We start from the raw sequence: 19,097 nt of genomic DNA on the forward strand, positions 1-19,097 counted from the left end.
GGCCATTCATAGGCTAAAGCTGCCTTCGGCCGGCGACCGGCCCTATAATGCGCGCCGGTTTTTGGGGTAATGGTCATGAGTGCAGAAGATCCACGGTTTGCCGGCGTCGCCCGGTTGTATGGCATTGAAGGTCTGGCGCGGCTGAAGGCCGCCCATGTGGCGATCGTCGGTGTCGGCGGTGTCGGCTCCTGGGCGGCAGAAGCCATTGCCCGCTGTGGTGTCGGCGAGATCTCGCTGTTCGACCTGGACGATGTCTGCGTCAGCAACAGCAACCGCCAGTTGCATGCCCTGGACAGCACCGTGGGCCGTGCCAAGGTCGAGGTGATGGCCGAGCGCCTGAAGGGCATCAACCCGGACTGCCAGGTGCACGCGGTGACGGATTTCGTGACCCGGGAAACCATGGCCGAGTACATCACCCCGAACATTGACTGCGTGATCGACTGCATCGACAGCGTCAATGCCAAGGCGGCGCTGATTGCCTGGTGCAAGCGGCGCAAGATCCAGATCATCACCACGGGCGGTGCCGGCGGGCAGATCGATCCGACGCTGATCCAGGTCTGTGACCTGAACCGTACCTTCAATGACCCCCTGGCCTCGAAAGTGCGTTCGACCTTGCGCCGCGACTACGGGTTTTCGCGCACGGTGACCCGCCATTACAGCGTGCCGTGTGTGTTTTCCACGGAGCAACTGCGTTACCCGAAGCCCGATGGCAGCATTTGCCTGCAGAAGAGCTTTGTCGGTGATGGGGTGAAGTTGGACTGTGCTGGTGGCTTTGGTGCGGTGATGATGGTGACGGCGACCTTCGGCATGGTGGCGGCGACCAAGGCGGTGGACAAGATCGTCGCGGGCATGCGGCGGCCGTCGGATCGGGTCAAGCCGCAGGAGTGACGGTCGGTATTTGTGTCGTACCCGGGATTGATGAACGACGCTGTACTGTAGGAGCAAGCTCGCTCGCGATCGGCTGCGCAGCAGTCGTAAAACCTCAGAACGCGATTTTCCTGACACGCCGAGTCAAGCCAATTGCGGCCGCTGCGCGCCCGATCGCGAGCAAGCTCGCTCCTACATGGGGATCGGCGGTGATGTTGAGAGGGTTGCGGTGTTTTCAGGCTCGGGTCAATTCACGCATCCGCTGCAGCACGGCATTCAAACCGTTGCTGCGTGACGGCGACAGTTGCCGCGACAACCCCAACTGACTGAACCAGTCCGGCAGATCGACCTGCTGTAACTCGTCAGCGCTCAGGCCATTGACCCGCACCAGCAACAACGCCACCAGCCCGCGAATCATTCGTGCATCGCTGCTCGCGGCAAACTGCCACTGACCGTCTTGCAACTGACCGGTCAACCACACCTGGCTTTCGCAGCCGTGGACGCGGTTGGCCTCGGTCTTGTCGGCGTCGCTCAAGGGCGGCAAGTGCTCGCCCCATTGCATCAACAGGCGCGCCCGTTGCTCCCAGCCCGCCAGGTGCTGGAAGTTTTCCAGGACCCGCAGCGCGTCAGCCGGCAGGCTCATCGCAGCAACTCCAGGGCCTGGTCCAGCGCCTCGAAAAACCGTTCGAGGTCTTCGGAGTCGTTGTACAGCCCCAGCGAGATACGGATCGCGCCCGCCAGCCCGAGCTGTTTCATCAGCGGCATCGCGCAGTGATGTCCAGCCCGCACGGCAATTCCTTGCTCGGTCAGCAGGTGCGCCAGATCGGCGTTGTGCACGCCGTCGACGACGAAACTGGCCAGCGCCAGTTGCGGCTCGCCCAGCAGGCGAATGCCCTTGCGGACTTGCAAGCCTTGTAACAGGTGGGCGTGCAGCGCCGCCTCGTGGGCCGAGACCGCAGCCTGGTCGAGGCCCGCCAGGTAATCGAGGGTCGCGCCCAGGCCGATCACACTGGCAATCGGCGGTGTGCCGGCTTCGAAACCCAGCGGGGCAGGGCGGAAGCTGGCCTGTTGATAGTCCGCGTCCAGCACCATCTCGCCGCCGAACTGCCAGTGGCGCAGTTGGCTCAAGGCTTCGTGACGGCCATAGAGCACGCCGACACCATCGGGTCCGTAGAGCTTGTGGCTGGAAAATACATAGAAATCGCAACCCAGTGCCTGGACGTCATGGCGACCGTGCACCACGCCCTGGGCGCCGTCGACCACGGTCAGTGCGTTGAACGAGCGGGCCAGTGCCAGCAACTGCGGTAACGGTTGCCAGGCGCCGAGCACGTTGGAGAGCTGGCTGACCGCCAGCAGGCGGGTGCGCGGGCCGATCAACGGGCGGGCGGCATCCAGGTCGATCAGGCCGCCGTCGTTGATCGGCAGGACCACGAGACGCAGCCCCCGGCGTTGTGCCAGTTGCTGCCAGGGCAGCAGGTTGGCGTGATGTTCCAGGGCGCTGATGACAATCTCGTCGCCGGGCTGGAAAAGCGCTTCCAGGCCATAGGCCAGGAGGTTCAGCGCCGAGGTGGCGCCGTGGGTGAAGACGATCTGTCCGCTGTCACCGACGTTGAGCCACTGGCCGGTCTTGCTGCGACTGTCCTCGAAGGCCTGGGTGGCGTGGGCGCCGGGCAGGTGTTGGGCACGGTGCACATTGGCGGCGCCGTTGCTGTAATAGTGCGCCAGTGCATCGATCAATGCCTGGGGCTTCTGGGTAGTGGCGGCGCTGTCCAGGTAGACCTGGTCTTGCCGTTGCAGGGCGGCGATGGCCGGGAAATCGGCGCGCCAGGGAGAAGGTATCAACATGGTGTTCGGCCCTGGTGAGCATGGGCGGGACTACACGTACCCCGTAGGAGCCGGCTTGCTGGCGATGCAGGCGACACGGTGCATCGGGTGCACCGCGTTATCGTTCATCGCCAGCCGGCCGGCTCCTACAGGTGTGGTGTCGCAATCGCGCTTAGTTATGCGCGTGCAGGGCTTCGTTCAGCGCGATGGCCGACTTGTGGCTCTTGCATTCCACTGCGCCGGTTTCCGAGTTGCGACGGAACAGCAGGTCCGGCAGGCCGGCCAGGTCACGGGCCTTGAGCACCTTGACCAACTGGTTGTTCTCGTCGAGCAGCGCGACCTTGGTCCCGGCGGTCACGTACAGACCCGATTCCACGGTGTTACGGTCGCCCAACGGAATGCCGATACCGGCGTTGGCGCCGATCAGGCAGCCTTCGCCGACCTTGATGACGATGTTACCGCCACCGGACAGGGTGCCCATGGTCGAGCAACCGCCGCCCAGGTCCGAACCCTTGCCGACGAAGACACCCGCCGAAACGCGGCCTTCGATCATGCCCGGGCCTTCGGTGCCGGCGTTGAAGTTGACGAAACCTTCGTGCATCACGGTGGTGCCTTCGCCGATGTAGGCACCCAGGCGAATGCGCGCGCTGTCAGCGATACGCACGCCACTCGGCACCACGTAGTCGGTCATTTTCGGGAACTTGTCCACCGAGAACACTTCCAGCAGCTCACCACGCAGGCGCGCTTCCAGTTGACGCGCCGCCAGTTCCGACAGGTCGATGGCGCCCTGGCTGGTCCAGGCCACGTTCGGCAGCAGTGGGAACACGCCCGCCAAGCTCAGGCCGTGGGGCTTGACCAGACGGTGGGAGAGCAGGTGCAGCTTGAGGTAGGCCTCGGGGGTGGAGGTCAGTTGGGCATCTTCGGCCAGGATGGTGGCCACCAGCGGCTTGTGGCTTTCGGCCAGGCGGGTCAGCAGGGCAGCCTGGGCGGCGTCGACACCCTTGAGGGCGTCGGCCAGTTGCGAAGCCTGGGTGGTGCTGAAGGTGATGGCCTGGTTGCCGTCGGTGTAACCGAGGATAGGCGCGATGGCAGCGATCAATTCGGCCGAAGGCTGGATCAGGGGTTGGGCGTAGAACACTTCCAGCCAGGCACCTTGACGATTCTGGGTGCCAACGCCGAAGCCCAGGCTGAACAGAGTAGTGGACATGCAGTTACCTCTTGCAAAATGAGTGGGGGCCTTGAGCGCTCTGGCTCAGTTGAAGGCCGCCGCATAGATATCTGGCTTGAAGCCAATCAGGGTTCGGTCGCCGAGATCAAGCACCGGGCGCTTGATCATCGAGGGTTGTGCCAGCATCAGTTCAATCGCTTTCGCCTGGTCGAGATCGGCTTTACGTTCGTCGTCGAGTTTGCGAAAGGTGGTACCGGCGCGGTTCAGCACCACTTCCCAGCCGTGCTCGTCGCACCATTGGGTCAGGTGTTCGCGGTCGATGCCGGCGGTCTTGTAGTCATGGAACTCGTAGGGCACGGCCTGCTCTTCGAGCCAGGTACGGGCCTTTTTCATGGTGTCGCACGCCTTGATTCCGAAAAGGTGCAACGTTTTGCTCGAAGCGGTCACAGCAATTGCCTCCCCTTTGGAGATGCGAGGGATGAAAGGTTGAAGATTATGCCATGACCGGGGCGCTTAGGCGCCTTAGTCGTGTGCGGTTACATCTTCCCTGGCCGACTGCGACTTTGGTGCAGCGTTCGGGGGGCAGCTTAAGCGGCTAATATGGCACTTCGACGGCAAGCTGTTGCCGTAGATATGTTTTAGACGATTGGGAATGCTTTTTATGCAGACGGCCTACACCGTCCTGATTCTGTTGATGCTGGTGGGCGTCTCGCGTTTGCTCTGGCGGGTGATCCCGCTGCCGCTGCCTCTTGTGCAGATCGCCGCCGGGGCTCTGCTGGCGTGGCCGACCCTGGGCCTGCATGTGGCGCTGGACCCGGAGTTGTTTCTGTTCCTGTTTCTGCCGCCGTTGCTGTTTTCCGATGGTTGGCGCATGCCCAAGCGTGAGTTGTGGCGCCTGCGTGGTCCGATCCTGACCCTGGCGGTGGGGCTGGTGTTGTTCACGGTGGTCGGTGCCGGCTATTTCATTCACTGGTTGTTGCCGGCCATCCCCTTGCCGGTGGCCTTTGCCCTGGCGGCGGTGTTGTCGCCCACCGACGCCGTGGCGGTGTCCGCCATCGCCCAGAACCGTTTGCCGACGCCGCTGATGCATATGCTCCAGGGCGAGGCGTTGATGAACGACGCCTCGGGCCTGGTGACCTTCAAGTTCGCCCTGGCGGCGGCCGTGACCGGTGCTTTTTCACTGGCCAATGCGAGCCTGACCTTTGTCCTGGTGGCGGTCGGTGGCCTGGCTGTCGGCGTAGCCCTGAGCTGGCTGGTGGGGCGCTTGCGGCTGTGGATGATCGCCCGGGGTTGGGACGACCCGGCAACCCATGTGGTGTTCATGTTGCTGTTGCCGTTCGCCGCCTATGTGCTGGCTGAGCGCCTCGGGGTCTCGGGGATTCTGTCGGCGGTGGCGGCGGGGATGATGCAGAGCTGGCTCGACCTGTTGCCGCGCCAGACCAGCACCCGTTTGCTCAACCGCAGTGTCTGGTCGCTGCTGGAGTTCGCTTTCAACGGCTTGATCTTCCTGTTGCTGGGGTTGCAATTGCCGGACATCGTCAAGGCGGTCGCCAGTCATGAGGCTTCGCTGTGGCCGACCTTGCTCTATCGCTGCCTGGAGGTGCTGGCGATCTTTCTGGCGCTGGTGGCGTTGCGGTTTATCTGGGTGCACAGCATCTGGCGTCTGTCCGAGCTGCTGCGGGGTTGGCGTGGCAAAAGCCAATTGTCAGGGATGGCCAAGGCGCGCTCCTGCTGGTTGTTGACGGTGGGCGGCGTGCGCGGTGCGGTGACCTTGGCGGGCGTGATGTCGGTGCCGCTGCTGATCGCGCCAGGGGCAGACTTTCCCGAGCGTGACCTGCTGATTTTCATTGCGGCGGGGGTGATTCTGTTGTCATTGGTCACGGCCAGTATTGTCTTGCCGCTGCTGTTGCGTGACCTGCCGAAGAGTTCGGATGAGCGGCACCGCAGTGAAGTGCGCGAAGCCTGGAAGAAAACCGCCGAGGCGGCGATCCATGTGCTGGAGGCCGAGGACTTGGGTGTACCGCAGGAAAACACCCCGGATGCGACCCAGGCGGCGTTGTCGACCGAATTGAAAGCGCGGCTGATGGCTGAATACCGGCATCAGTTGGAGGTGTTCAATGATTCCGCTGAAGCCCAGGCGCTGGCGTTCCAGATGGATCTGCTGGAGCGTCGCCTGCGTTTGAAGGCGCTGCGGGCGCAGCGCCTGGAGTTGTACCGGCTCAGTCGCCAGCACCAGATCGGCGACGATGTGTTGCGCGAGGTGCTGGCGGAGCTGGATCTGAGCGAGGCGAACCTGGGCTTGGTGAAGTAGCCTGTGGCGAGCGGAATGGGGGGGGAGCAAGACTCTGTGGCGAGCGGGCTTGCCCGCGCTGGGCTGCGAAGCGGCCCTGAAACCGCAGATTGCGGTGCATCGGCAGACCGCGATCATAGGGTTTACGACTGCTCCGCAGTCGAGCGCGGGCAAGCCCGCTCACCACAAATTTCGGCCAGACTTGAGATCGCTCTCAACTGACGGGCATTGGGGCAAGCCCGCTCACCACAAGGTTGTGTTCTTCCCCCTTGCAAAAAATTACTTGCGGCGCTGGATGAACGCGCGAATCCGCTCGGCGGCTTCGACACATTCGGTCAGCGGAGCAACCAGCGCCATGCGCACGCGCCCGGCCCCCGGATTGACGCCGTCGACCTCGCGGGACAGGTAGGAACCCGGCACCACGGTCACGTGCTCTTCGGCAAACAGGTCGCGGCAGAACGCAGCGTCATCGCCCTGAACATTCGGCCACAGGTAGAAGCTGCCATCCGGGCGCTGTACATCCAGCACCGGCGCGAGGATCTCCAGCACCGCATCGAACTTCTCCCGGTACAGCGCGCGGTTGGCCCGTACGTGCACTTCGTCGTTCCAGGCCGCCACGCTGGCCAGCTGGGTCTGCACCGGCATCGCGCAACCGTGGTAGGTGCGATACAGCAGGAAGGCCTTGAGGATGTCCGCATCGCCGGCGACAAAACCCGAACGCAGCCCCGGCAGGTTGGAACGCTTGGACAGGCTGTGGAACACCACGCAGCGCTTGAAGTCCTTGCGGTCCAACGCCACGCAGGCGCTGAGCAGGCCCGGCGGCGGCGTCTGTTCGTCGAAGTAGAGTTCGCTGTAGCACTCGTCGGCGGCGATCACGAAGTCATGCTCGTCGGCCAGGGCGATCAGCTTCTTCAAGGTTTCCAGCGGGATCAGCGCCCCGGTCGGGTTGCCGGGCGAGCACAGGAAGAGGATCTGGCAGCGCTGCCAGATCTCGGCCGGCACGGCGTCGAAGTCCGGGTTGAGACCGTTCTCGTCCAGGCACGGCAGGTAGTGCGGCTTGGCCCCGGCGAGGAAGGCCGCGCCTTCGTAGATCTGATAGAACGGGTTGGGGCTGACCACCAGGGCGTCGTCGCCACGGTTGACCACGGTCTGGGTGAAGGCGAACAGCGCCTCGCGGGTGCCGTTGACCGGCAACACGTTACGCGCCGGGTCGATCCAGCCGCTCGGCACGCCGAAACGCCGCTCGCACCAGGCACCGATGGCTTCACGCAGGGCCGGCACGCCGAGGGTGGTCGGGTACACGGCCATCTGTTCCAGGTTGGCGCTCAGGGTCTCGGCGACAAATGCCGGCGAGCGGTGCTTCGGTTCGCCGATGGACAGGGCGATCGGCCGCTTGTCCGGGTTCGGCGTCACGCTGCCGAGCAGGGCGCGGAGTTTCTCGAACGGATAAGGCTGCAACTGGTTCAGGGCGTTGTTCATCGGTGCTCGCTTCATTCAGGTGTCGGCGCGTCAGATACTCAGGCGCATCGTTTCAAGGGGCGGTTCGGCGTTGACGCTCAGTTGTTCGACGATGGCGTCCTGCAATCGGCTGCACAGCTGCGGGTCGGACAGCGGTTGGTTGTCGGCGTCGGTAATGAAGAACACGTCTTCGACCCGCTCGCCGAGGGTGGCGATCTTGGCGTTCTGCAGCGACAGGTCGAACTCCAGGAAAATCTTTCCAATCCGTGCCAGCAACCCGGGGCGGTCCGGCGCGCTCAGTTCCAGCACCGTGACCGGCCGTTGGGCATCGTTGTGGATGGTGACCTGGGGCGCGAAGGCGAAGTGCTTGAGCTGGCGCGGTACCCGGCGCTGGATGATGGTCGGGTAGTCGTCCGGATTGCGCAGGGCATCGGTCAGGCCGTCGCGGATCTGCTTGACCCGCTTCGGATTGTCGCCGATGGCGCCGCCGTCGTTGTCCAGCACGATGTAGGTGTCGAGGGTGAACTGGCTGCTCGACGTGATAACCCGGGCGTCATGGATGTTCAGGTTGAGCTGGTCCATCGCGGCCACGGTCACGGCGAAGAAGTCATGCTGGTCCGGGGCGTAGATGAAGATCTGCGTGCCACCTTCGAACTCGCGCTGGGTGGTTTCCTTGATCAGTACCAACGGGCCGCCATCGGCCGGCTGCTGGAGGATCGCGTCACTGTGCCAGGCAACGTCGCCGGCGGTGTGGCGCAGGAAGTAGTCATCGCCCAGTTGCGACCAGAGTTGCTCGACGTCGTCCGGGTCGGTGCCGGCGCGCACCAGGATATCCAGGGCCGCGCTCTGGGTCTGGCGGATCTGCTCTTCGCGGTCCACCGGGTTTTCCAGGCCGCGGCGCAGGGCGCGCTTGGTCTCGGTGTAGAGCTGGCGCAACAGGCTGGCGCGCCAGGAGTTCCACAGGCTCGGGTTGGTCGCGTTGATGTCGGCGACGGTCAGCACGTAGAGGTAGTCCAGGTGCACCTGGTCGCCGACGCTCTGGGCGAAGTCGTGGATCACCTGCGGGTCGGAGAGGTCCTTGCGCTGGGCGGTGGTGGACATCACCAGGTGGTTCTGCACCAGCCAGACGATCAGGCGGCTGTCCCACGGCGGCAGTTGGTGACGTGCGCAAAAGGCTTCTGCATCCACCGCGCCGAGTTCCGAATGGTCGCCGTGGCGGCCCTTGCCGATGTCGTGGTAGAGCCCGGCCATGTAGATCAGCTCGGGCTTGGGCAGCTTGGCCATGAGCTTGGCGGCCAGCGGGAATTTCTCCGAAACCTGGGTGTACTGCAGTTTGCGCAGGTGCTTGATCAGGTTCAGGGTGTGGGCGTCGACCGTATAGATATGGAACAGGTCGTGCTGCATCTGCCCGACGATATCGCCGAACTCCGGCAGATAGCGCCCGAGGATGCCGTAGCGGTTCATCCGGCGCAGATTGCGGTGGATGCCGATCTTGCACTTGAACAGTTCGATGAACAGGCTGGTGTTGCGGATATCGTTGCGGAAATCGTCGTCGATCAGGTGCCGGTGTTCGCGCAGCAGGCGGATGGTGTCGGCGCGTACGCCCTTGATTTCCGGCTGCTGGGCCATCAGCACGAAGATTTCCAGCATGGCGAACGGCGTACGGCGGAAGACGTTGGGATTGCTTGCCTCGATGTAGCCGTCGTGCAGTTGGAAGCGCGAGTTCAACGGCTGCGGCGGTGCTTCGTCTTCCGGGGCGAGGATGATTTCCTCGAAGTGCTGGATGATCAGGTCGCTGAGCTGGGCAATGCTCATGACCACCCGGTAGTACTGCTGCATGAAGTTTTCGATGGCCTGCTTCGCATCGTCGCCCTTGAAGCCCAGCAGCCCGGCGATGCTGCGCTGGTGGTCGAACAGCAGGCGATCTTCGGAACGGCCGGCGAGCATGTGCAGGGCGTAGCGGACTTTCCAGAGGAATTCCTGGGACGAGGCCAGCAGGGCGTTTTCGCTCTCCACCAGAAAGCCTTCGCCGGCCAGGGCCCGCAGGTTCAGGGTGCCGTACTGGCGGCGGGCAACCCAGAGGATCGTCTGGATATCCCGCAGGCCACCGGGCGAACCCTTGACGTTGGGTTCCAGGTTGTATTCGGTGTCGTTGTACTTGTGGTGGCGGGCCTTCTGCTCGGCGCGCTTGGCCAGGAAGAAGTCCTTGCTCGGCCACATGTTGGCGGTACTGGTGACGTCGAGCATGCGCTGGCGCAGACGCTCGGGGCCGGCCACGGTGCGGCTTTCCATCAGGTTGGTGATGATCGTCAGGTCGGCCCGGGCTTCTTCGGCGCACTCGTCGACCGAGCGCACGCTCTGGCCGACTTCCAGGCCGATGTCCCAGAGCAAGGTGAGGAAACGCTCGATGGAATCGCGAAAGATCTCGTGGTCGGCGCTGTCGAGCAGGATCAGCAGGTCGATGTCCGAGTAGGGGTGCAGTTCACCGCGTCCGTAGCCGCCGACCGCCACCAGGGCGATGTCGGCGTCTTCGCTCCAACTGAACTGATCCCAGGCTTGTTGCAGGATGTTGTCGACGAACCAGGCGCGGTCTTCGATCAGCCGGCGGATATCGCGGCCAACGCGAAAGCGCTCGTCGAGCACTTCGCGGGCGTGGCGGATGGCCTTCTTGAAGGCGGCGATAGGGCTGGCCTTCAGTGCCAGTTCCGCCTGGAACTGGCCGCGGTCGAAGAGTTCGGGATCCACCTGCGGCATCGATTGGCTTTCCTTTCTTTCTGGGGCTGTTTCTATAGGTGTTCTATATAAAACGGCAGGTGCAACGGATCAGGCCGAGACGCGAGGGATGGTGTCATCGCTGCGCAGGGTGAAGATTTCATAGCCGGTGTCGGTGACCAGCAGAGTGTGCTCCCACTGGGCCGACAGCTTGCGGTCCTTGGTGATCGCGGTCCAGCCGTCGCCCAGTACCTTGGTGTCGGCTTTGCCCTGGTTGATCATCGGTTCGATGGTGAAGGTCATGCCGGCCTTGAGTTCCATGCCGGTGCCGGCGCGACCGTAGTGCAGGATCTGCGGCTCTTCGTGGAACACCTTGCCGATGCCGTGGCCACAGAATTCACGGACCACCGAGAAGCCGTTCTTTTCCGCGTGCTTCTGGATGATTTCGCCGATGTCGCCCAGGCGGCAGCCGGGTTTGACGATCTCGATGGCCTTGTACATGCATTCCTGGGTGATCTGCGACAGGCGCTCGGCCCAGACGGGCACGCTGCCGACGTGGAACATCTTGCTGGTGTCGCCGTGGTAGCCGTCCTTGATCACGGTGACGTCGATGTTCACCGTGTCGCCATCCTTGAGCGGCTTGTCGCCGGGGATGCCGTGGCAGACCACGTGGTTGACCGAAGTGCAGATCGACTTCGGGAAGCCCTTGTAGTTGAGCGGAGCCGGAATGGCCTGCTGCACGTTGACGATGTAGTCGTGGCACAGGCGGTCGAGTTCCTCGGTGGTGACGCCAGGCTTGACGTGTTCACCGATCATTTCCAGTACATCGGCAGCCAGGCGGCCAGCGACACGCATTTTTGCGATGTCCTCGGGGGTTTTGAGGGTGACGGTCATACAGGCTCTCTTTTACGCGCCGGGCGCGAATAAACACGGAATGGGGCGAAAACGGTGGGGCTGTGACAGCCGGCCGGGGTTTCGGCACCCTTTAAAGCGCGATTCTATCAGACGGATGGGATAAATCATGAGCGTCCGGCCATCGCTTCTCTCTATAAGCTGGGGCCATTCTGGCCTGAATCCGGGGCGCGCGCAAAAGCCCGGGAGGGGAAATGCGAATGCGGGTTTCGTTTTGGTCGTTGCTGTGGTATAAAATGCGCCGCTTTCCGGGGATAGCCCCGCGAAGCTTAAATCCACACACGTGTCGACACGATGACCTGGGTGCCTTCAGCTGATGCTGCTGGTTGGTCATTGGGATACGTGGAGGCCAAACCCGACTTATCAAGGAACTATCATGTCCCAAGTCAACATGCGCGATATGCTGAAGGCCGGTGTGCACTTCGGTCACCAGACCCGTTACTGGAACCCGAAAATGGGTAAATACATTTTCGGCGCGCGTAACAAGATCCACATCATCAACCTTGAAAAAACCCTGCCAATGTTCAACGAAGCTCTGACTTTCGTAGAGCGTCTGGCCCAGGGCAAAAACAAGATTCTGTTCGTCGGCACCAAGCGTTCCGCTGGCAAGATCGTTGCTGAAGAAGCAGCACGTTGCGGTTCGCCGTACGTCGACCACCGCTGGTTGGGCGGCATGCTGACCAACTTCAAAACCATCCGTGCTTCCATCAAGCGTCTGCGTGACCTTGAAGTGCAAGCCGAAGACGGTACTTTCACCAAGCTGACCAAGAAAGAGGCGCTGATGCGCACTCGCGACCTGGAAAAGCTCGATCGTTCCCTGGGTGGTATCAAGGACATGGGCGGTCTGCCTGACGCACTGTTCGTCATCGACGTTGATCACGAGCGCATCGCGATCACCGAAGCCAACAAACTGGGTATCCCGGTTATCGGCATCGTCGATACCAACAGCAGCCCGGAAGGCGTTGACTACATCATCCCAGGCAACGATGACGCCATCCGCGCCATCCAGCTGTACATGGGTTCGATGGCTGACGCTGTGATCCGTGGCCGTAACAACGTCAACGGTGGCACTGTCGAGTTCGCCGCTGCTGAAGAAACTCCGGTCGCCGCAGCTGAGTAATTGACGCCCTGGCGTTGACTCAGTAAGCAAAAAGGGGGCTTGGCCCCCTTTTTGCCACCTCGAAAACCGTTTGTCGGTGGTGCCGCTACAGCCTTTGTAATGTGCAGCCGCTACAACGGGTTCGGGAAGAATTGAACGCCCGTTCGATCGGGTGGAATGGTTGATAACCTATCCAAGAGGAATTTTGAAATGGCAGAGATTACTGCAGCGTTGGTCAAAGAACTGCGCGAGCGTACCGGCGAAGGCATGATGGACTGCAAGAAGGCCTTGACCAAGGCTGACGGCGACATCGAAAAAGCCATTGATGACATGCGCGCTTCGGGCGCCATCAAGGCCGCCAAGAAAGCAGGCAACATTGCTGCTGAAGGCGCCATCGCGATCAAGGGCGACGGCAAAGCTGCCGTGATCCTGGAAGTGAACTCGCAGACCGACTTCCTGGCTCTGCAGGAAGACTTCAAGGGCTTCGTCGCTGCCAGCGTTGAAAAAGCTTTCGCTGAAAAACTGACCGACGCAGCTCCGCTGATCGCCGCTCAGGAATCGGCACGTGAAGCACTGGTTGCCAAAGTCGGCGAAAACGTCAACATCCGTCGCCTGGCTCGTATCGAAGGTGATGTGGTCGGCGCTTACCTGCACGGCAACAAGATCGGTGTGGTTGTAGCCCTCAAAGGCGGCGACGAAGAACTGGCCAAAGACGTTGCCATGCACGTTGCGGCAACCAACCCAGAGTTCCTGCTGCCATCGCAGGTTTCCGCTGAAGCCATCGAACGCGAAAAAGGCGTTTTCCTGAGCCTCAACGAAGACAAGATCAAAGGCAAGCCGGCTGAAATCGTTGAAAAAATGGTCAGCGGCCGTATCAGCAAGTTCCTGGCTGAAGCCAGCCTGGTTGAGCAAGCTTTCGTTAAAAACCCAGAAGTCACCATCGGTGCCCTGGTCAAGAAAGCCGGCGCTGAAATCGTTTCCTTCACTTACTTCAAAGTAGGTGATGGCATCGAGAAGCCAGTGGACAACTTCGCTGAAGAAGTTGCTGCCCAGCTGGCTGCCAACAAGCAATAAGACGGTTTTCAACTGTCGACCCAAGAGGCTGCCCGCTTACGCGCGCAGCCTCTTTTCAAATGGGAGGAGAGGTTTCTCTTTTTCCATTCGGAACCGGCTTACAAAGTCGTGTTCTGATGGCGCTGTAGCAGCGCCAAGCTAGAGTTAGCGCAAGCTGCAAACAGCTCGCAAGATTTTTTAAACGCCGCAGGAGAGATTCGCAATGGCTCAGCAGGGCAGTGGCTATCAAGCTCGCTATAAACGCATTCTACTCAAACTTAGCGGCGAGGCCCTGATGGGCTCGGAAGAGTTCGGGATCGACCCGAAAGTCCTGGATCGCATGGCGCTGGAAGTCGGCCAACTGGTTGGCATCGGTGTGCAGGTCGGTCTGGTGATCGGCGGCGGCAACCTGTTCCGCGGTGCCGCCTTGAGTGCTGCCGGGATGGACCGTGTCACCGGCGACCATATGGGCATGCTGGCCACCGTGATGAACGCGCTGGCGATGCGCGACGCGCTGGAACGTGCGAATATCTCGGCCATCGTGATGTCGGCGATTTCCATGGTCGGCGTGACCGATCACTACGATCGTCGCAAAGCCATGCGTCACCTCAATGCCAAGGAAGTCGTGATCTTCGCGGCCGGTACCGGCAATCCGTTCTTCACCACGGATTCGGCAGCCTGCTTGCGTGCGATCGAAATCGACGCCGATGTCGTGCTCAAGGCGACCAAGGTCGATGGCGTTTATACCGCGGACCCATTCAAAGACCCGCATGCCGAGAAGTTCGATCATCTGACCTACGATGAAGTGCTGGATCGCAAGCTGGGTGTCATGGACCTGACCGCTATCTGCCTGTGCCGCGATCACAAGATGCCGCTGCGCGTATTTAACATGAACAAGCCCGGCGCCCTGCTGAACATCGTACATGGCGGCGCTGAAGGAACCCTGATCGAGGAAGGCCAACAATGATCAACGAAATCAAGAAAGACGCTCAAGAGCGCATGAAGAAGTCCCTGGAATCCCTGGCCCATGCGTTTGGCCGGATTCGTACCGGGCAGGCTCACCCGAGCATTCTGGAAGGCGTGATGGTGCCTTACTACGGTACTGACACCCCGATCAAGCAGGTTGCCAACATCACCGTCAAGGACGCGCGCACCCTGCAGGTCGTGGCGTTCGAGCGCAACATGCTCGGTGCCGTGGACAAGGCAATCGGCAGTGCCGGCCTGAACCTCAATCCGACCAACCTGGGCGAGTTGCTGCTGATCTCGATGCCGGCACTGACCGAAGAAACCCGTCGTGGTTTCACCAAGCAAGCCCGCGAAGAAGCGGAAAACGCTCGTATTGCCGTGCGCAATATCCGTCGCGATGTGCTGGGTGACCTGAAGGACCTGGTCAAGGAAAAAGAGATCAGTGAAGACGAAGAGCGTCGCGCGGCTGACGATATCCAGAAGCTGACCGACAAGTTCGTGGCGGAAATCGAAGTGGCTGTGAAGCAAAAAGAAGCGGACCTGATGGCCGTTTAAGGGTCAGGACGTTTTCATGGAAAAGACCAAGCAGGCTGTGCCGTCCTCGGTGCCGCGCCATGTTGCAATCATCATGGACGGCAATAACCGCTGGGCGAAGAAACGCTTTTTGCCCGGTGTTGCCGGGCACAAGGCTGGCGTCGACGCTGTGCGCGCCGTGATTGAAGTGTGTGCCGAGGCCGGGGTCGAGGTATTGACCCTGTTCGCGTTCTCCAGCGAGAACTGGCAGCGTCCCGCCGATGAAGTCAGTGCCTTGATGGACCTGTTCTTCAAGGCGTTGCGCCGCGAGGCCAAACGTCTCAACGAGAACAATATCAGCCTGCGGATCATTGGCGACCGTTCGCGCTTCCATCCCGAACTCCAAGCCGCCATGCGCGAGGCGGAAGCGGCGACGGCGGGTAGCAATCGGTTCATTCTGCAGATCGCCGCCAACTACGGCGGGCAGTGGGATATCGCCCAGGCGGCGCAACGGCTGGCCCGTGAAGTACAGGCCGGGCATTTGCGTGCGGATGATATTACCCCCGAGCTGCTGCAGACGTGCCTGGCCACCGGCGACCTGCCGTTGCCGGACCTGTGTATCCGTACCGGTGGCGAGCATCGCATCAGTAATTTCCTGTTGTGGCAGTTGGCCTATGCCGAGCTGTATTTCTCCGACCTGTTCTGGCCGGACTTCAAACACGAAGCCATGCGCGTCGCGCTGGCTGATTTTGCTTCCCGCCAGCGTCGCTTCGGTAAAACGAGCGAGCAGGTCGAAGCAGGAGCCCGGGTTTAATGCTCAAGCAACGCATCATTACCGCACTTATTCTCCTGCCCATTGCCTTGTGCGGGTTTTTCCTGCTCTCGGGCTCCGGCTTCGCGCTGTTCATCGGCGTGGTCGTGACCCTCGGGGCTTGGGAGTGGGCGCGGCTGGCGGGCTTTGAGGCGCAGTCGTCCCGCGTGGCCTATGCCGCCGTGGTCGCCGTGCTGCTGTTTTTCATGTACATCCTGCCCGTGCTGGCGCCCTGGGTGCTGGGGGCATCGGTCATCTGGTGGGGGCTGGCGACCTACCTGGTGCTGACTTATCCACAGACCAGTGCAAAGTGGTCGAGCGCGGCGAGCAAGCTGGTGATCGGTTTTGTCATCCTGCTACCGGCCTGGCAGGGGCTGATCGAGATCAAGCAAGACCCGTCGGGGCAGGGCAACCTGCTGATCATGGCGGTGATGATCCTGGTCTGGGGTGCCGATATCGGTGCCTATTTCTCCGGCAAGGCTTTTGGCAAACGCAAGCTGGCGCCAGCCGTCAGTCCGGGTAAAAGCTGGGAGGGTGCCTACGGCGGCCTGGTGTTGAGCCTGGTGATTACCGCAGCGGTCGGGGTGGTGCGCGGTTGGAGTATTGGCGAGATCGTTGCGAGTCTGATGGGCGCGGCCATTATCGTGTTCATTTCCGTGGTCGGCGACCTGACCGAAAGCATGTTCAAGCGCCAGTCTGGGGTCAAGGACAGCAGTAACCTGCTGCCGGGCCATGGCGGTGTGCTCGATCGCATTGACAGCCTGACCGCCGCCATTCCGATGTTCGCCGTACTGCTCTGGATTGCCGGATCGTGAGCCGCCCACAGCAGATTACCGTGCTCGGTGCCACGGGCTCCATCGGCCTGAGCACCCTGGATGTCATCGCTCGTCACCCACAACGCTACCAGGCTTTTGCCTTGAGCGGTTTTAGCCGCTTGGCAGAACTGTTTGCCCTGTGTGTGCGGCATCGTCCGCGTTATGCCGTGGTGCCCGAGGCGTCCGCCGCGCGTGGCTTGCAAGAGCAGCTGCGTGATGCGGGCCTGGCCACCGAAGTGCTGGTGGGCGAGTCGGGCCTGTGCCGGATCGCGGCCGACCCTGAGGTCGATGCGGTGATGGCGGCCATCGTCGGTGCGGCGGGCTTGCGTCCGACCCTGGCGGCGGTCGAGGCGGGCAAGAAGATCCTGCTGGCCAACAAGGAAGCGCTGGTGATGACCGGCGCACTCTTTATGCAGGCGGTGCGCAAGAGCGGTTCGGTGTTGCTGCCGATCGACAGCGAACACAATGCGATTTTCCAATGCCTGCCCCAGGATCACGCCCGAGGCCTGGCGGCGGTCGGTGTGCGACGGATCCTGCTGACCGCCTCGGGTGGTCCTTTCCGGCAAACGCCATTGAACGAACTGGTTGACGTCACCCCTGAGCAGGCCTGCGCCCATCCGACCTGGTCGATGGGGCGCAAGATCTCGGTCGACTCGGCGAGTATGATGAACAAGGGCCTGGAGCTGATCGAGGCATGCTGGTTGTTCGATGCCAGGCCGGACCAGGTCGAGGTGGTGATCCATCCGCAGAGTGTGATTCACTCGTTGGTCGATTATGTTGACGGCTCGGTTCTGGCGCAGTTGGGTAACCCGGACATGCGCACGCCGATTGCCAATGCCCTGGCCTGGCCTGAGCGCATCGATTCCGGTGCGGCGCCGCTGGACCTGTTTGCCGTGGCGCGCCTGGATTTCCAGGCCCCCGACGAACAGCGTTTTCCTTGCCTGCGCCTGGCCCGCGAAGCTGCCGTGGCGGGAGGCAGTGCACCGGCGATGCTGAATGCCGCGAATGAAGTGGCGGTGGCGGCATTTCTCGAACGGCGCATCCGCTACCTCGAGATCGCGGGTATCATCGAGGACGTTTTGAACCTGGAACCGGTGGTCGCGGTCAACGAGCTCGACGCGGTATTCGCGGCGGACGCCAAGGCCAGAGCTCTGGCCGAGCAATGGCTGAGTCGCCACGGGCGATGAATCTGGCTTGGCCTTCGGGTCTGTCGGCGCCTGTACCTGGGATTGCGGATTGCGGAGGAAGTAAATGAGCGCACTCTATATGATAGTCGGCACCCTGGTGGCCCTGGGTGTGCTGGTGACCTTCCACGAATTTGGCCATTTCTGGGTAGCCCGTCGTTGCGGCGTCAAGGTCCTGCGTTTTTCCGTGGGCTTTGGCATGCCGCTGCTGCGTTGGCAGGATCGCCAGGGGACCGAATTCGTGGTCGCCGCGATTCCGTTGGGCGGCTACGTGAAGATGCTCGACGAGCGCGAAGCCGAAGTGCCGGCGCATCTGCTCGACCAGGCCTTCAACCGCAAATCGGTGCGCCAGCGTATCGCGATCGTCGCTGCCGGCCCGATTGCCAACTTTCTCCTGGCCATCGTGTTTTTCTGGGGGCTGGCGATGCTGGGCAGCCAGCAGGTGCGTCCGGTTATCGGTAGCGTGGAAAGCGGCAGCCTGGCCGAGAAGGCCGGACTGAGCAGCGGGCAGGAAATTGTTGCCGTCGATGGCGAGCCGACCACCGGCTGGGGCGCGGTCAATCTTCAGTTGGTACGCCGTCTTGGGGAAAGTGGCATCGTCCAGTTGCGGGTCCGTGAACCCGGCTCGACGGCCGACTCGCCCCGTGAGCTGGCGCTGGACCACTGGTTGCAAGGCGCCGATGAGCCTGATCCGATCAAGTCCCTGGGGATTCGCCCATGGCGCCCGGCGTTGGCGCCGGTGCTGGCCGAACTCGATCCGAAAGGCCCGGCCCAGGCTGCCGGCCTCAAGACCGGCGACCGCCTGTTGGCGGTGAATGACCAGCCGCTGAATGATTGGCAGCAGGTGGTGGATTGGGTCCGTGTACGTCCTGATACCAAAATTGTGCTGCACGTCGAGCGTGATGGTGCTCAAATCGACGTCCCGTTGACCTTGGCCAGTCGTGGCGAAGGCAAGACGGCGAGCGGTTATCTGGGGGCCGGCGTCAAGGCTGTGGACTGGCCGCCGGAGATGGTTCGAGAGGTCAGTTACGGGCCTCTGGCCGCCATTGGCGAGGGTGCTCGACGCACTTGGACCATGAGCGTCCTGACCCTGGAGTCGCTGAAGAAAATGTTGTTCGGCGAGCTCTCGGTAAAAAACTTGAGTGGACCGATAACCATTGCTAAAGTGGCGGGCGCTTCTGCCCAGTCGGGTGTCGCTGATTTCCTGAATTTCCTGGCTTATCTGAGTATCAGCCTCGGGGTTCTGAATTTGTTGCCCATCCCGGTACTGGATGGGGGGCATTTGCTGTTTTATCTGATCGAGTGGGCGCGTGGTCGTCCCTTGTCGGATCGGGTGCAAGGTTGGGGGATTCAGATCGGTATCAGTTTGGTGGTTGGGGTGATGTTGCTTGCCCTGGTCAACGATCTGGGTCGACTGTAACGCTT

Annotated in this window: 17 protein-coding genes; 10 read left to right on the plus strand and 7 right to left on the minus strand. The window is 61.9% G+C overall.

The window, feature by feature from the left end:
- Positions 1–69: 69 nt before the first annotated feature.
- Positions 70–888, plus strand: coding sequence for a tRNA cyclic N6-threonylcarbamoyladenosine(37) synthase TcdA (gene tcdA, locus HX866_RS01900; RefSeq protein ID WP_177099589.1), 819 nt, complete (start codon positions 70–72; stop codon positions 886–888).
- 214 nt (positions 889–1,102) lie between these two features.
- Here the strand turns inward: tcdA and HX866_RS01905 are convergent, their stop codons facing one another.
- The 4 genes from HX866_RS01905 to HX866_RS01920 form a co-directional block, all read right to left on the minus strand.
- Entirely contained in the window at positions 1,103–1,510 is a 408-nt protein-coding gene (locus tag HX866_RS01905; protein ID WP_177137864.1) for a SufE family protein, read from the minus strand.
- Positions 1,507–2,712 carry an aminotransferase class V-fold PLP-dependent enzyme gene (locus HX866_RS01910; RefSeq protein WP_177137866.1) on the minus strand — a complete coding sequence of 402 codons (1,206 nt, stop codon included), beginning with the start codon at positions 2,710–2,712 and terminating at the stop codon, positions 1,507–1,509. The genes HX866_RS01905 and HX866_RS01910 overlap by 4 nt, the downstream gene beginning before the upstream one ends.
- Before the next feature lie 151 nt (positions 2,713–2,863).
- A complete protein-coding gene (gene dapD, locus HX866_RS01915; protein WP_177099593.1) occupies positions 2,864–3,898 on the minus strand; it encodes a 2,3,4,5-tetrahydropyridine-2,6-dicarboxylate N-succinyltransferase in 1,035 nt (344 codons plus the stop codon).
- Positions 3,899–3,943: 45 nt separating this feature from the next.
- Complete coding sequence (locus HX866_RS01920) at positions 3,944–4,252, minus strand: arsenate reductase (protein ID WP_371316667.1); 309 nt, start codon at positions 4,250–4,252, stop codon at positions 3,944–3,946.
- Between the two features lie 268 nt (positions 4,253–4,520).
- Between HX866_RS01920 and HX866_RS01925 the strand changes: the two genes are divergently transcribed.
- The gene (locus HX866_RS01925; RefSeq protein WP_177137868.1) at positions 4,521–6,170 is read left to right on the plus strand and encodes a Na+/H+ antiporter; all 1,650 of its coding nucleotides are present in this window, start codon (positions 4,521–4,523) and stop codon (positions 6,168–6,170) included.
- Between the two features lie 258 nt (positions 6,171–6,428).
- Here the strand turns inward: HX866_RS01925 and dapC are convergent, their stop codons facing one another.
- The 3 genes from dapC to map all read right to left on the minus strand — a co-directional run bounded on the left by dapC (position 6,429) and on the right by map (position 11,213).
- Positions 6,429–7,628: a succinyldiaminopimelate transaminase gene (gene dapC / locus HX866_RS01930; RefSeq protein ID WP_177092978.1), complete on the minus strand. Its 1,200-nt coding sequence runs from the start codon at positions 7,626–7,628 to the stop codon at positions 6,429–6,431.
- A gap of 30 nt (positions 7,629–7,658) precedes the next feature.
- Entirely contained in the window at positions 7,659–10,361 is a 2,703-nt protein-coding gene (locus tag HX866_RS01935) for a [protein-PII] uridylyltransferase (protein WP_177092977.1), read from the minus strand.
- 69 nt (positions 10,362–10,430) lie between these two features.
- A complete protein-coding gene (gene map, locus HX866_RS01940) occupies positions 10,431–11,213 on the minus strand; it encodes a type I methionyl aminopeptidase (RefSeq protein WP_177092976.1) in 783 nt (260 codons plus the stop codon).
- A 394-nt stretch (positions 11,214–11,607) separates the two neighbouring features.
- Between map and rpsB the strand changes: the two genes are divergently transcribed.
- From rpsB to rseP, 8 genes are all read left to right on the plus strand, one after another.
- Positions 11,608–12,351, plus strand: a complete 744-nt coding sequence (gene rpsB / locus HX866_RS01945) for a 30S ribosomal protein S2 (protein ID WP_177137870.1) — start codon at positions 11,608–11,610, stop codon at positions 12,349–12,351.
- A 189-nt stretch (positions 12,352–12,540) separates the two neighbouring features.
- Positions 12,541–13,404, plus strand: a complete 864-nt coding sequence (tsf, locus tag HX866_RS01950; RefSeq protein WP_177093364.1) for a translation elongation factor Ts — start codon at positions 12,541–12,543, stop codon at positions 13,402–13,404.
- A 202-nt stretch (positions 13,405–13,606) separates the two neighbouring features.
- Entirely contained in the window at positions 13,607–14,350 is a 744-nt protein-coding gene (pyrH, locus tag HX866_RS01955; RefSeq protein ID WP_003172271.1) for a UMP kinase, read from the plus strand.
- Entirely contained in the window at positions 14,347–14,904 is a 558-nt protein-coding gene (frr, locus tag HX866_RS01960) for a ribosome recycling factor (protein WP_100938582.1), read from the plus strand. The genes pyrH and frr overlap by 4 nt, the downstream gene beginning before the upstream one ends.
- A 16-nt stretch (positions 14,905–14,920) precedes the next feature.
- Positions 14,921–15,676: a polyprenyl diphosphate synthase gene (gene uppS, locus HX866_RS01965; RefSeq protein ID WP_177092974.1), complete on the plus strand. Its 756-nt coding sequence runs from the start codon at positions 14,921–14,923 to the stop codon at positions 15,674–15,676.
- Positions 15,676–16,488, plus strand: a complete 813-nt coding sequence (locus tag HX866_RS01970; RefSeq protein ID WP_177092973.1) for a phosphatidate cytidylyltransferase — start codon at positions 15,676–15,678, stop codon at positions 16,486–16,488. The genes uppS and HX866_RS01970 overlap by 1 nt, the downstream gene beginning before the upstream one ends.
- Positions 16,485–17,675, plus strand: a complete 1,191-nt coding sequence (ispC, locus tag HX866_RS01975) for a 1-deoxy-D-xylulose-5-phosphate reductoisomerase (protein ID WP_177137871.1) — start codon at positions 16,485–16,487, stop codon at positions 17,673–17,675. Before HX866_RS01970 ends, ispC begins: the two co-directional genes overlap by 4 nt.
- A 64-nt stretch (positions 17,676–17,739) precedes the next feature.
- Entirely contained in the window at positions 17,740–19,092 is a 1,353-nt protein-coding gene (gene rseP, locus HX866_RS01980; RefSeq protein ID WP_177092971.1) for a sigma E protease regulator RseP, read from the plus strand.
- The last annotated feature ends 5 nt before the right edge of the window (positions 19,093–19,097 follow it).

Source organism: Pseudomonas gingeri (assembly GCF_013386165.1).
GTDB lineage: Bacteria > Pseudomonadota > Gammaproteobacteria > Pseudomonadales > Pseudomonadaceae > Aquipseudomonas > Aquipseudomonas gingeri_C.

What these genes read in the sequence shown, in the direction of transcription:
- HX866_RS01935 (WP_177092977.1), bottom strand. Translation starts at nt 10,361, where the DNA reads ATGCCGCAGGTGGATCCCGAACTCTTCGACCGCGGCCAGTTCCAGGCG.
- HX866_RS01970 (WP_177092973.1), top strand. Translation starts at nt 15,676, where the DNA reads ATGCTCAAGCAACGCATCATTACCGCACTTATTCTCCTGCCCATTGCC.
- HX866_RS01910 (WP_177137866.1), bottom strand. Translation starts at nt 2,712, where the DNA reads ATGTTGATACCTTCTCCCTGGCGCGCCGATTTCCCGGCCATCGCCGCC.
- HX866_RS01925 (WP_177137868.1), top strand. Translation starts at nt 4,521, where the DNA reads ATGCAGACGGCCTACACCGTCCTGATTCTGTTGATGCTGGTGGGCGTC.
- HX866_RS01905 (WP_177137864.1), bottom strand. Translation starts at nt 1,510, where the DNA reads ATGAGCCTGCCGGCTGACGCGCTGCGGGTCCTGGAAAACTTCCAGCAC.
- frr (WP_100938582.1), top strand. Translation starts at nt 14,347, where the DNA reads ATGATCAACGAAATCAAGAAAGACGCTCAAGAGCGCATGAAGAAGTCC.
- rpsB (WP_177137870.1), top strand. Translation starts at nt 11,608, where the DNA reads ATGTCCCAAGTCAACATGCGCGATATGCTGAAGGCCGGTGTGCACTTC.
- tcdA (WP_177099589.1), top strand. Translation starts at nt 70, where the DNA reads ATGGTCATGAGTGCAGAAGATCCACGGTTTGCCGGCGTCGCCCGGTTG.
- HX866_RS01920 (WP_371316667.1), bottom strand. Translation starts at nt 4,252, where the DNA reads ATGAAAAAGGCCCGTACCTGGCTCGAAGAGCAGGCCGTGCCCTACGAG.
- dapD (WP_177099593.1), bottom strand. Translation starts at nt 3,898, where the DNA reads ATGTCCACTACTCTGTTCAGCCTGGGCTTCGGCGTTGGCACCCAGAAT.
- pyrH (WP_003172271.1), top strand. Translation starts at nt 13,607, where the DNA reads ATGGCTCAGCAGGGCAGTGGCTATCAAGCTCGCTATAAACGCATTCTA.
- uppS (WP_177092974.1), top strand. Translation starts at nt 14,921, where the DNA reads ATGGAAAAGACCAAGCAGGCTGTGCCGTCCTCGGTGCCGCGCCATGTT.
- rseP (WP_177092971.1), top strand. Translation starts at nt 17,740, where the DNA reads ATGAGCGCACTCTATATGATAGTCGGCACCCTGGTGGCCCTGGGTGTG.
- tsf (WP_177093364.1), top strand. Translation starts at nt 12,541, where the DNA reads ATGGCAGAGATTACTGCAGCGTTGGTCAAAGAACTGCGCGAGCGTACC.
- dapC (WP_177092978.1), bottom strand. Translation starts at nt 7,628, where the DNA reads ATGAACAACGCCCTGAACCAGTTGCAGCCTTATCCGTTCGAGAAACTC.
- map (WP_177092976.1), bottom strand. Translation starts at nt 11,213, where the DNA reads ATGACCGTCACCCTCAAAACCCCCGAGGACATCGCAAAAATGCGTGTC.